Consider the following 13,757-nt stretch of genomic DNA (forward strand, 5'->3'; position numbering starts at 1 on the left):
TGTCCGGCAGGATCGTTCGGGTCATGAAGGCCTGCGTAACGAGACCGTGAACGATCGAATGGGCGGTGCACGCGGCCTCTGGCGTTGGCGCGCGATCGGGCCGGCCGGCGGCGCTTCGCTGAAGCGGGAGAGGGTGACGGCGGCACGAGGTTTTTCAAATCCGAACACCCTGGCAGAAGGTCGTCCTTACACTTTTCCGTGAAGCCAGTGTCGTTGCGTCGACACGCATCGGGAATCACGAAAGGAAGCTTGCGATATGAACTGGACGACCCATGAAGTCACGAATGTCGTGGCGGACCTGAAAAATTATAACCTCTACAGCAGCGACATCGCCCTGCAGGAAGCAGTACGGCGCGCCGGCGCAGCGCCACACGAGGCCGAACTCGCCCGCTACGGCGCCTTGCTCGGCAGCGAAGCCTCCCTGCGTATGGCCGAAGACGCCAACCACTTCAAACCCGAACTCCACACCTTCGACCGACAGGGCAATCGTACCGATCGCGTGGAATTTCACCCCGCCTGGCACGGTTTCATGAGAATGGCCCGCGAGCAGAATCTCGTCGCGCTGCCCTTCAACGATACCCGGCCGGGCGCCTGGGCGGCCTATGCGGCCGGCTTTTCGATGCATGGGCAGATCGAGCCGGGGTCGCAGTGCCCGAACTCGATGACCTTCGCCTGCATTCCGGTCCTGCAGAAGGAGTCCGAACTATTCGAACAACTTGCGCCGAAGCTTTATTCGCACACCTACGATGCGCGCGATATTCCGTTCGAACAGAAGTCGTCGATGCTCGTCGGTATGGGCATGACGGAGAAACAGAGCGGCTCGGACTACACCTATGCCGCGATCGACGTGCTGTCGCGGCGTGCCGCGACGGTTCTCGCGCAGCAAGGCGTACAGCGCGGCGACCGTGTCGCGCTCATGTGCCTGAACGCGCCCGGCTTCGTCATCGCGATGCTGGGCGCCTGGCATCTCGGCGCGGGCGTCGTCCCCGTCAACCAAAAGCTGCAGGCGCCCGAGGTCGACTACATATATGATTCGTGATCCGAACAATGAAGCACTGGCATTTTCCAGCGAGCCCGGCCAGGAAGACGAGATTGCAGAAATTCTCTACACGTCGGGAACGACGGGGCGGCCGAAAGGTTGCCTGCTATCCCATCGCAGCGCATGTGTGGCCGCATCCACGAGCGCCCTGGCGCTTTCGATGACACGCGACGAGCGCACGCTGATCGCCATGCCGCGCTGGCATTCGTCGCCGCTCAACAACTGGATGCTGGGCACGCTACTCGTCGGCGGCACCGTGGTGCTGCTGCGCGAGTACCAGCCCGAGCGCTTTTTGCAGACCGCGCAGGACGAAGCGGTGACTCTGTATTTCGGCGCGCCGGTCTCCTACCTGTTACCCCTGCAGATGGACCTCGACGTCCGGCAATTCAGACTCGATTCGGTCCGCGCATGGATCTGCGGAGGCGGTCCGATCGGGCCGGACACCGCGAGGCGCCTCGCCGAGGTTTATCGAAGCAAGAACTTCTTTCAGGTGTTCGGCATGACCGAGACCGGTCCTTCGGACACCGTACTGTATCCGGACGAGCAACTCGCCAAGGCCGGGTCGATCGGCCGCGTGGCCACGCCTGGCGTAGACCTGCGGCTGGTTCGCAAGGACGGCGGCGACGCGGGCGCAGGCGAAGCGGGAGAGATCTGGCTGAAGGCCGACTCGATGATGCAAGGCTATCTCGATGACGAGGCGGCCACGTCCAGTGCGTTCCGCGCGGGCTGGTATCGTTCCGGCGACCTCGCCCGCTACAAGATTCCACGTGACTATCTCGTCCGCGAGAGCCTGCCTCGCACGCCAACCGGCAAGCTGATGAAGCACGTTGTGCGCGGCATGGTGCAAGCGGCGGGATGAACCCGGGCAAGCCCGGTGGAAACGAGACTACCCGCCGCCCCCGTGCCCGCCCCCTTCCCCGCCGCCGTGAGCCGATTCGCCGAAGCCTCCACGCGCGATCTCTCCGGATTTGCCCGCTTCGGTCAGCGAACGCGCGGGCACGCTCGATTCGTTGACCGCGCTTGCATGAAGCGTCGATACGCGCTCCGTGGTTTCGTCGCCGTTGCTGTGGTAGACGGTGCCGCTCCGCGTGTAGTAAGGCCCGTACCAATGTCCGCCGCCGTGAGCGCCGCCGGCGGCGCCGCTACCCGTCGAGCTCGCACCGGAGGCGGGCTGCGGGTCATCTCCGACGAACACGCAGTCGTCTGCCCGCGACCAGTCCTGCTCGCAATCGGCCTGCGTCGCATAGCGCGCGCGGTCGACGTCCAGCATCGAATTGTCGTCGCAGCCGGCGACGAACGACACGCCGGCCAGCAGGCCTGCCGCGCCAACCAGGGTGAGCTTTGGACGTTTGCGGGTATTCATGTCCGATCGTTCTTGTTGAAGTAATGCGGCACGAAGAAACTCGTGTTGCGCGTAATCGGCTGCAGTTCCTCGCGCACGCACAGCCCGACCGACTCGTCACCGACAACCCACGAACCGATCGTCGCATAGCGGTCGCCAAAGCGCGGCAGCGGTGCATAGGCCTGGTACACGAATCCTTCTTCGCCGTACCGCCCGCCTTCGGCGATGGTCTGCCCGTCGGACAGCGTCAGCGACACGTTCGCGCCCTCGCGCGAGAAGAACGGTTTGCGCGCGTGCGCCTTGCCGGCGAAGTCGTCTTTCGAAAGCGAAGCGGGCAGCAGATTCGGGTGATCGGGAAAGAGCGTCCAGAGTACGGCCAGGATCGCCTTGTTCGAGAGGATCATTTTCCACGGTGGCTCGATCCATCGCGTGGGGCTCGCGATCAGCCGGGGGCCGAAACTCTCGCGCAGCATCCATTCCCACGGATAGAGCTTGAACATCAAATCAACGGGCTCGTCCTGCTCGTCGAAAAACCGGTCCACGCGGTCGACACCTATCCTGCCCATGTCGAGGATCTTGACCGCCCATCCGGCCTGCACCGCGGTGTCCATCAGGTATTCGACATTCGCCACGTCTTCCAGGCTGTCGAAGATGCAGGCGAAATGCAGCGTCTGTACGTCCGGATAGTGCCGGCGCAAGGCCCGCCAACGATCGACCAGGGCTTCGTGGATACTGTTGAACTGGTCGTGGTCGGGCTGCACGTCGGTTTTCCAGAACCACTGCGCGATGCTCGACTCGATCAGCGAGGTCGGCGTATCCGCGTTGTACTCGTACATCTTCGGCACGCCGCGCTCGTCCAACGTCATGTCGAAACGGCCATAGACGCTCGGGTCGCGGCGCTCCCAGGACGCGCGGATCAGCGGCTCGAACTCGGGCGGAATGGCCATGCGGGAAAACAGCCGCGCGCGGATCACATAGTCCACGGCGTCGAGGCAACGCGCGTGCAATTCGCGTGTGGCCGCCCACACGGCTTCGATTTCGTCTTCGCTGAATAAATAGGCCGCGTTTTCGACCCAGTAGGGAAAGCGATGGGGGTCCGGCGTCTGCATGACGCCGTGTTCGTCGATGGAATGAAAGCGGAAACCGATCTCGTCGAGTCGCCCGGGCCAGTCGGGGCGTGGCTGCTGCCTTGCGCGTTGCATACGTGGTGCGGCGTGGGTGCATGGGTTAGTGTATTGGCCCGCTATCCTACACTCGCACGGCTTCGGCGTACACGCACCTACAAGACGCATAGCATGGTCTTCACGCCATGCGTCCTCACTTGGCGAACAACTGCCCAAGGTCCTTGAACGCCTTGAACTCCAGCGCATTGCCGCAGGGATCGAGCAGGAACATCGTGGCCTGCTCGCCCACTTGCCCTTGAAAGCGGATGTAAGGTTCGATCACGAACTTCGTGCCGAACTGCCGAAGCCGCTCCGCCAGCGCCTCCCACTGGTCCCATGGCAGCACGATGCCGAAGTGCGGCACGGGAACGTCGTGGCCGTCCACAGGATTCGTATGCGCGTGCTCTTGCGAAGCCGTCTTGGGGTGCTCGTGGATCACGAGCTGATGCCCATAGAAGTCGAAATCCACCCAGGCGCTGCTGGAGCGGCCCTCGCTCAGCCCGAACACCCGCCCATAGAAATCGCGTGCGGCGGCAAGGTCGTAGACCGGAATGGCCAGATGAAACGGGGAAAGACTCATGGTGTGCTCCCGAGGAAATAAAACAATGGTAGACAGCCGCGGTCGAAAATAAAATCAATATATAGTTTTCGGATATACAAAGGAAATTTGTGAATGATCCGTGAACTAAAGACGCTGATCGCCGTGGCCCGCGAGGGCACATTCGCCGCCGCGGGCCAAAAAATCGGCCTCACGCAGGCTGCGATCAGCGCGCAGATGCAGCGCCTCGAAGCCGAGCTGGGTTTCGCGCTGTTCGACCGCGAAGGCCGCACGGCCCGCCTGAATGCGCGCGGGCAGCAGATTCTCGTGCAGGCTCAGGAAGTGCTGCGGCTCTATGCCGGGCTCAGCGAGGTCAGCGTGGATCCCGCGGTGGCGGTAAGACTCAACCTCGGCGCGATCGCCTCGGTCCAGCGCTCGCTGCTGCCCGATGCGCTCGCCGAGTTCTTCCGCCAGTGCGCGGGGGCTCAGGCGCGCGTTGTTCCGGGCTTGTCGTCGGAACTCGTCAACATGGTGGACATCGGCGAACTCGATTTCGCCGCCATCATCCGTCCACCGTTCGCACTGCAAAGCGACTTGCGCTGGACGCCGCTCGCGCACGAACCGTTCCGGCTCGTCGTGCCGCGCGGCACGCGCGGGCGCGACTGGATCGAGCTTGTCGCGACGCTGCCGTTCATTCGCTACGACCGTGCCTCATTCGGCGGCCGGCAGGTGGACCGCTTTCTGCGCCGCATGCAGCTCGCCGTGCGCGAAATTTGCGAGCTCGACGAACTCGATGCCATCGTGCGGCTCGTCGAAAACGGCGTGGGCGCCGCGCTGCTGCCGCAAACCGCCCAGTATCGGCGCTGGCCGACCGGCGTGCGTGCGATCGATCTCGGCCATCACACATTCCATCGCGATATCGGGCTGGTCCACCGCGACCCGCGCCAGATGAGCGACGCCGCCAATATCCTCATGGGCATCGTGGCGCGCCATGCGCGCGCGTCGGGTTCGCCGTCGCGCCCGGTGCGCGGTCCCACTCCGAAAGCGCGCGGGAATTCCGGTTAAAATTGTCTTTATGGACACATGCCGTTACTGCGGAAAAATTCGTGACGAATGGGACTGCCACGGCCAGGCCTGTCGTACGGCCATTGCGCGGGCGCTGAAGCGTCAGCGCCAGGGGCTGCCGATGGTGGCCAACGTAATCCGCAACGAAATCCCCCCGCATGCCAGCACCGGCGAAGTCATCGCCGTGCTGTCACGCCAGCGCATGCGCGCGCGGCGCGGCAACGAGGAGCGCCGCGAACGCAAGGAACTCGAGGGCACCGACGGCGAGTGACCGCGCTTTCCCGTCCGTTTTTCTCTTATTTGCGCGCCGTCTCCTGCCCGTCAGCGCCCAGCCCGAACTGCGCAAACGCCTGTTCGAGAAAGTCGACGCACACCCGCACTTTCGCCGACTGCGCAAGCCGCGCCGGATAAACCGCCCACACGTTGGCCGGCTGCGCAACGCCCGGCAGCACACGCACGAGCTGCCCGCTATCGAGCAGCGGCGCGACGTCCCAGATCGAACGCAGCACGATGCCGCGGCCGGCGAGCGCCCATTGCACGGCCACTTCGCCGTGATTGGTCGAGAGCGGGCCGCGCACCTTCACGGAAACCGTTTCCCCCTTCACGTCGAGCCGCCACACGCCGAACGGATGATCGCGCTCCTTGATCGCGAGGCACGCATGCGAGGCGAGATCGGCTACCTGCTTCGGCGCGCCGTGCCGTTCGAGGTACGCGGGCGCCGCGCACAGCACGCGATGATTCGAGGCGAGACGCTTCGCGATCAGGTGCCCGGCAATCTCGTCGCCAATGCGCACGTCGAGGTCGAAGCCTTCGCCGGCCACGTCCACGAGCCGGTCGAACACCTCCAGCCTCACGTCGAGCTGCGGATAGCGGTCCGAGAAGTCCGCGAGCGCCGGCGCGAGACAGGTTCGCCCAAAGCCGAAGCTGCTCGATATGCGCAGCGTGCCGCGCGGTATGCGCCGCGTGGTCGAAACGTCTTCCACGAGGTGGTCCACGTCGTCGAGAATTTTTTCCGCCCACGCGTAGACGCGCTCTCCTGCCTCCGTCACGGCGACGCGGCGCGTCGAGCGATGCAAAAGCCGCGTGCCGAGGTTTGCTTCGAGCACCGCCACCCGCTTGCTGACATAGGCCGCCGATGCCGAAAGCGCCTCGGCGGCCGCGCTGAAGCTGGCCTTGCGCGCGACCGTGCAAAAGACACGCAGGTCGTCGAGTTCGGGAGTGACGGGGACTTTCATCGGTCGCTCGTGCAGGCCGCGCGGGCCTGCTTGGTCGTCGAAAACGGTGTGAAACTATAGCCCATCAACGTTCGGGCGGGATCAGTTCAGGCCGCGGTCGGCTTCGCGCACGAGCTGGCGCTCCTTCTCGATGTCGAGCGAGCGGCAGGTCCACAGATAGACGAGTGCGGCCACCGGCAGACCCACGAGCATCGCGATGTCGGTGCCGCCCAGCGCGCGGGCCACGGGGCCCGTGTACAGGTCCGTCTTGAAGAACGGAATCATGGCGACGAAGCCCACGGCGTAGGCGGTCAGGCCGCGCCAGTTCCAGCGCCCGTAGATGCCGCGCGGATTGAAGATCTCGCGCACGGAATAGTGCGAATGACGCACGATGAAGAAGTCGACCAGATTGATGGCGGTCCACGGCGTGAACAGGTAGCCGAGTATGCCGAGGAAGTCGCCGAACTTGTCCATGAAGTGGTCGGACGCGGAGAACGCCAGCGAAGTCGCGACGATCGCCACCACGAGCAGGCTCACGATACGCTTGGCCGCGTTCGATTTGACCGGCCTGAACGAGTCGGTAATGCTGAGCAGCGTGAGCGACGCGCCGTAGAAGTTCAGGCCCGTGATCGCCAGCAGGCCCAGCAGCGAGAGCAGCAGCGTGACCGTGCCGAAACCGGGAAAGATGGCGTCGCCCGCCTGCTGCACGGCGTTCGAAATGTCGATCTTCACGTTGAACGCCGCCGCGGCGGTGCCCACGAGCATCATCCACACGCCGCCGATCAGCGCGCCGAGGAAAGTCCACCAGAAAGTTGCGCGCACGCCCGTGGTGGGCGGCAGATATCGCGAGTAGTCCGAAACGTAGATCGACCACGACAACTGATAGGCGGCGGCCGAGAAAAGCTGCACGAGGAACGGTGTCGCCTTGAAGCCGGCGAAGCTCAGCTGCCCGGCCGGAAACGGCACCTTCACGCAAACGCCGATGCTGAAGACGGTGAGCGCGGCGAGCAACGCAAAGGCCAGCCAGCGCTGCGCCTTGTGGATCAGGTCATAGCCGAACACCGCGAGCGCGACGGCAATCACGGTGAAGACGATATAGCTCAGATGCGGCTCGGTGCCGAGCAACTGGTGGGCGGTTTGCCCCGCCATGAGCTGGTTGAACGAGTTGTAGCCCACGTAGGTGACGAGCGCGACCACCCAGACGAGCAGCGCGCCCATATAGCCGAACTGCGGCCGCGACTGGATCATCTGCGGCAGGCCCAGTTGCGGTCCCTGGCTCGAATGGAACGCCATGAAGAACGTGCCCAGCACGTTGCCGAGCACCACCGCAATCGCGCTCCACAGCAGGTTGCCGCCCATGCTGACGCCGATCGCGCCGGCGGCAATCGTGGCCAGATTCGCGTCGCCCGTAAACCAGACGGGCCACAGATGCCAGGCCTTGCCCTTTCGTTCGGCAAGCGGCACGTAGTCGATCGAGCGCGACTCGATCCGGGATCTGGCGCGCGCGGGCTCGTTGGCAAGCGCTTCGGCAATGGCCTCGTGTGACATATCTCCTCCAGATGCGGGGTGGCGGCGCACGGGTGCGCCCGACCACCTGCGACGCCGGACCGGTGCAGGGATGACCCGCTTCGACCGCGGCGAAGTTAGCTTAAGGTTAACAATGAACTATCAGTTAACAATGCTACGCAACTTCGAAGTAGACAGATCACTATCGTATCCTCCTATTGACTCACTCTGGAAAATCGCATTGTCTTGCGCTCAAACAAGCTGACAAGGCGATCAAACTCAAGAATAGCCAATTGGCATCAGCTTGATCCACGGAATCTGTGTTAGTCGAGGGATAACCCCGATCCCCTTCCATGGAGAGTTCGCCTATATTTTCGTTAACCTTTGGTTTCGTAGTAACCATTAGTTAATTTTCATGAGTGGTGGACCCCATGACCTACCTTCCTATCGAATTCCACAAGCAATCCAAGCTTCCGAAGCTCCCGGCCGACTTCTGCTCGAACCCGAATCTCGCGTGGACCATTCCCGCGAGCTACTACACCGCCGAGTCGGTCTACAAGGTCGAGGAAAAGAAGATCTTCGAAAACACGTGGATCTGCGTCGCGCACCGTAGCGAGCTTGCCGAAGCGAACGCTTACATCACCCGCGAGATCATCGGGGAAAGTATCCTGGTCGTGCGCGGCAAGGACAAGGTGCTGCGCGCGTTCTACAACGTCTGCCCGCACCGCGGCCACCAATTGCTGGAAGGCAGCGGCAAAGCCAAGAACGTGATCACCTGCCCGTATCACGCCTGGGCATTCAAGCTCGACGGCGTGCTGGCGCATGCCAACAACTGCGACCACGTGGAAGCCTTCGACAAGGAAAATTCGTCGCTCGTCCCGGTGCGCGTGGAGGAGTACGCCGGTTTCGTGTTCATCAACCTGAATCCGGAAGCCGGCAACGTCGAATCGCAACTGCCCGGCCTCGAAGCCAGCATGCGCGAAGCCTGCCCCGTCATCGACGACCTCAAGCTCGCCGCCCGCTTCGTCACCGAAACGCCGGCCAACTGGAAGTCGATCGTCGACAACTATCTGGAGTGCTATCACTGCGGTCCGGCGCACCCCGGCTTCTCCGACTCGGTGCGGGTCGACAAATACACGCATACGCTGCACGGCAACTGGACGCTCCAGTTCGGTCACGCGCAGTCGTCGGAGCGCTCGTTCAAGCTCGATCCCTCGATCACGGACCCGTCGTTCCACGGCTATTGGGCCTGGCCCTGCACGATGTTCAACGTGCCGCCCGGCAGCAACTTCATGACGGTGATCTATGAGTTTCCCGTGAACGCCGAAGTCACGCTGCAGCACTACGACATCTACTTCCTCAACGAAGAGCCTACCGAAGAGCAGCAGAAGCTGATCGAGTGGTATCGCACGGTCTTCCGCCCGGAAGATCTGCGTCTCGTGGAAAGCGTGCAGAAGGGCCTCAAATCGCGCGGCTATCGCGGCCAGGGCCGCATCATGGTCGACCCGCAGCGCAGCGGCATCAGCGAGCACGGCATCGCCCATTTCCACAACATGATCGCGCAGTACTACCAGGACTGAAGCCAAGGACTGAAGCACGCCGACGCAGCCCTATCACGGAGATCGACTGCATGACTTCGCTGCAACAACCCGGCCTGCTGCGCCAGCAGGCCTATATCGACGGGCAGTGGCGCGACGCCGAAGACGGCGCCACGCTCGACGTCCACAACCCCTCCACCGGCGAGTGGCTCGCCCGCGTGCCCAACATGGGCGCCGGCGAGGCGCGTGCCGCCATCGAAGCGGCGCACCGCGCCTTCCCGGCATGGCGCGCGCTTACGGCAAAGGAACGCGCCCGGCTTCTGCGCAACTGGTTCGACCTCGTGATGGCGAACCAGAACGAACTGGCCGCGCTGATGACGCGCGAGCAAGGCAAGCCGCTTGCCGAAGCGAAGGGCGAGATCGCCTACGCCGCGTCCTTCATCGAATGGTTCGCCGAACAGGCCAAGCGCATTGACGGCGACGTGATCCCGAGCCCGAACCCCGATCAGCGCCTTGCCGTGACGCGCGAGCCGGTAGGGGTCTGCGCCGCCATCACGCCGTGGAATTTCCCGGCCGCGATGATCACCCGCAAGGCGGCGCCCGCGCTGGCCGCGGGCTGCACCATCGTCATCAAGCCGGCCAACGAAACGCCGCTCTCCGCGTTCGCGCTCGCCGCCCTCGCGGAACAGGCCGGCATCCCGCCAGGCGTGATCAATGTGGTGACCGGCAAGTCGCGCGAGATCGGCCTTGAAATGACGAGCAGCCCGCTCGTGAAGAAGCTCACGTTCACGGGTTCGACCGAAGTGGGGCGCCTGCTCATGCGCCAGTGCTCGGATACGGTCAAGAAGGTCTCGCTCGAACTCGGCGGCAACGCGCCCTTCATCGTGTTCGACGACGCCGACCTCGACGCCGCCATTGACGGCGCCCTGCTCTCGAAGTATCGCAACGCGGGACAGACCTGCGTCTGCGCCAACCGCTTCTTCGTGCACGACAGCGTCTACGACGAGTTCTGCCGCCGGTTGGCGGCGCGTGTGGAAGCGTTCAACGTGGGCGACGGTTTTGCCGAAGGTGTGAATGTAGGACCGCTGATCAACGAAGCGGCACGCGAAAAGGTGGACGGTCTGGTACGCGACGCCGTAGCGCAAGGCGCACGCGTGCTGACGGGTGGCTCGGTGCACGCGCGCGGCGGCAACTTCTACGCGCCCACCGTGCTGGCCGACGCGAAACCCGGCATGGCCGTGCTCAGCGAAGAGATCTTCGGACCGGTCGCGCCCATCGTGCGCTTCTCGGACGACGCCGAGGTGGTCAAGCTCGCGAACGACTCGATCTACGGTCTCGCCGCCTACTTCTACAGCCGTGACATCGGCCGCATCTGGCGCGTCGCCGAGCAGCTCGAATACGGCATTGTGGGCATCAACACGGGGCTGATTTCGAACGAGGTGGCGCCGTTCGGCGGCGTCAAGCAGTCGGGCATCGGGCGCGAAGGCTCGAAATACGGGATCGAAGACTATCTGTCGATCAAGTACCTCTGCATGGCCGGCGTGGCCAGCTGAGTTGCCCACTGAGTAGCCGACTGACCCGCCAGCGGATGCGGCCCGCGCTGCATCCGCGCTTCAGGAATCCAGAACAACCATTACCGGGGCATCTGTCGCGCGCCTTAAGTGGCATGCGTGCGCCGCCCGGCCCGCGGTCAAGGAAAGCATCATGAACGCCCGCGAATCGATCACCGTCGAAGTCGTCGCCATCGAGCCGCTCACGCCGCTCATCAAGCGCTTCACGCTTGCGCTGCCGGACGGCGCGCCCTTGCCGCCTTTCACCGGCGGCGCACACGTGCTCGTCTCGATGCAGGACGGCGCCACGTGGCATCACAACGCGTACTCGTTGCTCAGTTCTCCGCACGATACGCGCCGCTATCAGATCGCGGTGCGCCGCGAAGAAGCGTCGCGCGGCGGCTCCGCGTTCATGCACGACAAAGTGCAGGTGGGTAGCCGTCTTGCGATCGGCTCGCCTGCCAATCTGTTCGAACTCGCGCCCGAGGCCCGCCGCCATGTGTTCATTGCAGGCGGCATCGGCATCACGCCGTTTCTTGCGCAACTGGCCGAGCACACGCCTGAGGCGCGCGAACTCGAACTGCACTACGCCTTTCGCAGTCCCGAGCATGGCGCATTCGTGAACGAGCTCAAGCAAGGCCCACACGCGGCCAACGTGCATTGCTACGCGGACAGCGAGGGCCAGCGCCTCGACCTGCTCAAGCTGTTCAAGAGCCTGCCGCCCGACGCGCACGTCTATGTGTGCGGCCCGCAAGGCCTGAACGACGCGGTCTATGCGAACGCCGCGCTGCTCGGCTGGCCGAAGGCACAACTCCACTCGGAGCAGTTCGCGGCCACGGACACGGCCGGCAAGGCCTTCACCGTGGTACTGGCGAAGTCGGGCCTCGAACTGACGGTGGGCGAAGACGAAACCATCCTCAAGGCGATCGAGCGCGCCGGCGTAACGGTCGAGTCGCTGTGCCGCGAGGGCGTGTGCGGCACCTGCGAAGTCGCGATCCTCGAAGGCGAAGCCGATCACCGCGACCAGTATCTCGACGACGACGAAAAAGCCGCGCAGAAGACGGTCCTGCTGTGCGTCTCGCGCTCGCGCACGCCGCGCCTCGTGATCGACCTGTAGGGCGGCGGCGCCGCCGATCCGTTAAACTACGGCGAGTCGCGTTCGGGCCCTGTGTCCGGGCCGCGCGCTTCGTCCATCACCGGTGCATTATCAGCGGCTCATCGGCAACACGCGCCCGGCCCGATCGGCGGCCAGGCGCGCAGGTTGCCTTTTCTGCTTCTTCGCTCGACCGCGCGATTCGTCATAAAGGGAATTGGATGTCCGAGGAAACGTTCGCGTTCCGTCTCAAGGTGCTGCTCGAGCACAAGAAATTGAGTCTGCAGCAGGTGGCCGACGCCGTCGGCATTTCGCGTCCCGCGGTCCACAAGTGGACGCGCGGCGGCGAGATCGACTATTCGAACCTGCGCCGCCTCGCTGCATTCCTCGATGTGAACTGGGTCTGGCTGCGCTACGGCGACGACGCCGTGACCGATCTCGGCCTCGGCGGCAAGACCGAACTCCCGATGACCGATCTGCGCCGGCGCTATACGGCCGAAATCATGTCGAACGAAGCGCGCATGAAGCAGGCGCAGGAAGCGGCGGGCATCGTGACATGGGAATGGAATCTCGTAACCGACGAGTTGATCTATTCGAGCAACTGCGCAAGGCTCTACGGCCGCGAGATCCGCACCAACGACGAGTTCTGGGAGATCCTGCATCCGGAGGACGCGCTCTGGCTCAACGCGGAAGCGTTGAAGGAAGTCGTGGCGGGCAATGCCCCGCGTATGTGGGACTTCCGCATCATCTGGCCGGACGGCCAGATCCGCTGGATCGAATCGCGCCTCGCCACCCTGTTCGACGACGCCGGGCGTCCCGTGCGCGTGGTGGGCACGACCATCGACATCAGCGCGCGCAAGGAAGCCGAATGCGCGGTGGAGCGGCGCGTGCAGCTGTTGAACGACGCCGAGCGCATGGCGGGCTTCGGCGCCTGGCGCTGGCTGCGCAACCAGGACGAACTGCTGGTCTCGGACGAATGGTGCCGCCTGTTCGGCATCGCGCCCGCGGCGGGGCCGCGCCATTACGCGGATCTCGCGAAGCATATCCATCCCGATGATCGCGCGGCGCGCAATGCGGCTGTAGACGAGGCGATCGTCGGTCGTACCGATTATCGTGTGCTCTATCGCGCTTCGCTGCCGGATGATACCTGGCGGCTCGTGGTCGAACAGGGGCAGGCGCGTGTCTCGCCGCATGGCGATGATCTTTGGCTTACTGCCCTTTGCCGGGCAGCGCAGCCGACGGATATGGCGGCGGCCGCGCAGCCTGTTGCGGATAACCCGACTGCTGTCGTTGCCGCGCGGTCTTGATGTTTTATTTGCGGTTGTTGCTGGTTTGGGGGGGTTCTTGTTTTCGTGGTGGTCTGCCTGGGTTGCCCCTGTGCGGGGCGGCACCTACTTTCTTTGCCGCGGCAAAGAAAGTAGGCAAAGAAAGCCGCTTTAAACCGCCAGTGTGACGCCGTTCACCACTCGCCCACCCTGGTAGTGGTTCCGGAGCGTCTGTCGCCTTGCACCCTTCACGTTAGTGACAAAGGGCTCATCCTTCCTGCTGCGCGCTACGCGCGCCGCAGACAGGTCTGCAAGGGAAACCACGCGTGCTGCATGGACTCCTGAATACGCATGCGCCCCACTGGTTGGGTTTATGCCCTTCGGCGCGCGCAGCGCCGCCGGAAGAATGAGCGCCTTGTCACTCCGTTGGAAGGCGAGTGATGG

11 protein-coding genes and 2 pseudogenes are annotated in these 13,757 nt (G+C 64.0%); 8 read left to right on the forward strand and 5 right to left on the reverse strand.

Going from position 1 to position 13,757, the window contains the following annotated elements:
* Window positions 1–256: 256 nt before the first annotated feature.
* Together BAC01S_RS35555 and BAC01S_RS31045 are read left to right on the forward strand one after the other, a co-directional pair.
* A pseudogene (locus BAC01S_RS35555) lies at window positions 257–739 on the forward strand (DNA alkylation response protein); the annotation flags it as partial.
* 114 nt (window positions 740–853) lie between these two features.
* Window positions 854–1,793, forward strand: a pseudogene (locus BAC01S_RS31045) (class I adenylate-forming enzyme family protein); the annotation flags it as partial.
* A 132-nt stretch (window positions 1,794–1,925) separates the two neighbouring features.
* Here BAC01S_RS31045 and BAC01S_RS33290 read toward each other — a convergent pair.
* From BAC01S_RS33290 to BAC01S_RS11360, 3 genes are all read right to left on the reverse strand, one after another.
* Complete coding sequence (locus tag BAC01S_RS33290; protein WP_052408738.1) at window positions 1,926–2,402, reverse strand: hypothetical protein; 477 nt, start codon at window positions 2,400–2,402, stop codon at window positions 1,926–1,928.
* Window positions 2,399–3,583: a glutathionylspermidine synthase family protein gene (locus BAC01S_RS11355; protein ID WP_027794869.1), complete on the reverse strand. Its 1,185-nt coding sequence runs from the start codon at window positions 3,581–3,583 to the stop codon at window positions 2,399–2,401. The genes BAC01S_RS33290 and BAC01S_RS11355 overlap by 4 nt, the downstream gene beginning before the upstream one ends.
* Before the next feature lie 115 nt (window positions 3,584–3,698).
* A complete protein-coding gene (locus BAC01S_RS11360) occupies window positions 3,699–4,124 on the reverse strand; it encodes a VOC family protein (protein WP_027794870.1) in 426 nt (141 codons plus the stop codon).
* Window positions 4,125–4,217: 93 nt separating this feature from the next.
* On the opposite strand from BAC01S_RS11360, the gene BAC01S_RS31055 reads away from it, so the two are divergent.
* Both BAC01S_RS31055 and BAC01S_RS11370 read left to right on the forward strand, forming a co-directional pair.
* Entirely contained in the window at window positions 4,218–5,147 is a 930-nt protein-coding gene (locus BAC01S_RS31055) for a LysR family transcriptional regulator (RefSeq protein WP_043201915.1), read from the forward strand.
* Window positions 5,148–5,157: 10 nt separating this feature from the next.
* The gene (locus BAC01S_RS11370) at window positions 5,158–5,418 is read left to right on the forward strand and encodes a hypothetical protein (protein WP_027794871.1); all 261 of its coding nucleotides are present in this window, start codon (window positions 5,158–5,160) and stop codon (window positions 5,416–5,418) included.
* A gap of 25 nt (window positions 5,419–5,443) precedes the next feature.
* On the opposite strand, the gene BAC01S_RS11375 is transcribed toward BAC01S_RS11370, so the two are convergent.
* Together BAC01S_RS11375 and BAC01S_RS11380 are read right to left on the reverse strand one after the other, a co-directional pair.
* A complete protein-coding gene (locus tag BAC01S_RS11375) occupies window positions 5,444–6,382 on the reverse strand; it encodes a LysR substrate-binding domain-containing protein (protein ID WP_027794872.1) in 939 nt (312 codons plus the stop codon).
* An 81-nt stretch (window positions 6,383–6,463) separates the two neighbouring features.
* Entirely contained in the window at window positions 6,464–7,909 is a 1,446-nt protein-coding gene (locus tag BAC01S_RS11380; RefSeq protein WP_027794873.1) for a purine-cytosine permease family protein, read from the reverse strand.
* 389 nt (window positions 7,910–8,298) lie between these two features.
* Here BAC01S_RS11380 and BAC01S_RS11385 point away from each other — a divergent pair, with 389 nt between their 5' ends.
* The 4 genes from BAC01S_RS11385 to BAC01S_RS31060 all read left to right on the forward strand — a co-directional run bounded on the left by BAC01S_RS11385 (window position 8,299) and on the right by BAC01S_RS31060 (window position 13,355).
* A complete protein-coding gene (locus tag BAC01S_RS11385; protein WP_043201918.1) occupies window positions 8,299–9,447 on the forward strand; it encodes an aromatic ring-hydroxylating oxygenase subunit alpha in 1,149 nt (382 codons plus the stop codon).
* A 50-nt stretch (window positions 9,448–9,497) separates the two neighbouring features.
* The gene (locus tag BAC01S_RS11390) at window positions 9,498–10,958 is read left to right on the forward strand and encodes an NAD-dependent succinate-semialdehyde dehydrogenase (protein WP_027794875.1); all 1,461 of its coding nucleotides are present in this window, start codon (window positions 9,498–9,500) and stop codon (window positions 10,956–10,958) included.
* 151 nt (window positions 10,959–11,109) lie between these two features.
* A complete protein-coding gene (locus BAC01S_RS11395; protein WP_027794876.1) occupies window positions 11,110–12,072 on the forward strand; it encodes a PDR/VanB family oxidoreductase in 963 nt (320 codons plus the stop codon).
* A gap of 197 nt (window positions 12,073–12,269) precedes the next feature.
* On the forward strand, window positions 12,270–13,355 hold the full coding sequence (locus tag BAC01S_RS31060) for a PAS domain-containing protein (RefSeq protein ID WP_043201923.1): 1,086 nt from the start codon (window positions 12,270–12,272) through the stop codon (window positions 13,353–13,355).
* The last annotated feature ends 402 nt before the right edge of the window (window positions 13,356–13,757 follow it).

The sequence above is a fragment of the Paraburkholderia acidipaludis NBRC 101816 genome (assembly GCF_000684975.1).
GTDB lineage: Bacteria > Pseudomonadota > Gammaproteobacteria > Burkholderiales > Burkholderiaceae > Paraburkholderia > Paraburkholderia acidipaludis.

Bases quoted from the DNA above. Each gene is read 5' to 3' on its own strand.
- BAC01S_RS11380 (WP_027794873.1), bottom strand. From the start codon at position 7,909: ATGTCACACGAGGCCATTGCCGAAGCGCTTGCCAACGAGCCCGCGCGC.
- BAC01S_RS11375 (WP_027794872.1), bottom strand. From the start codon at position 6,382: ATGAAAGTCCCCGTCACTCCCGAACTCGACGACCTGCGTGTCTTTTGC.
- BAC01S_RS11385 (WP_043201918.1), top strand. From the start codon at position 8,299: ATGACCTACCTTCCTATCGAATTCCACAAGCAATCCAAGCTTCCGAAG.
- BAC01S_RS11360 (WP_027794870.1), bottom strand. From the start codon at position 4,124: ATGAGTCTTTCCCCGTTTCATCTGGCCATTCCGGTCTACGACCTTGCC.
- BAC01S_RS31060 (WP_043201923.1), top strand. From the start codon at position 12,270: ATGTCCGAGGAAACGTTCGCGTTCCGTCTCAAGGTGCTGCTCGAGCAC.
- BAC01S_RS11355 (WP_027794869.1), bottom strand. From the start codon at position 3,583: ATGCAACGCGCAAGGCAGCAGCCACGCCCCGACTGGCCCGGGCGACTC.
- BAC01S_RS33290 (WP_052408738.1), bottom strand. From the start codon at position 2,402: ATGAATACCCGCAAACGTCCAAAGCTCACCCTGGTTGGCGCGGCAGGC.
- BAC01S_RS11395 (WP_027794876.1), top strand. From the start codon at position 11,110: ATGAACGCCCGCGAATCGATCACCGTCGAAGTCGTCGCCATCGAGCCG.
- BAC01S_RS31055 (WP_043201915.1), top strand. From the start codon at position 4,218: ATGATCCGTGAACTAAAGACGCTGATCGCCGTGGCCCGCGAGGGCACA.
- BAC01S_RS11370 (WP_027794871.1), top strand. From the start codon at position 5,158: ATGGACACATGCCGTTACTGCGGAAAAATTCGTGACGAATGGGACTGC.
- BAC01S_RS11390 (WP_027794875.1), top strand. From the start codon at position 9,498: ATGACTTCGCTGCAACAACCCGGCCTGCTGCGCCAGCAGGCCTATATC.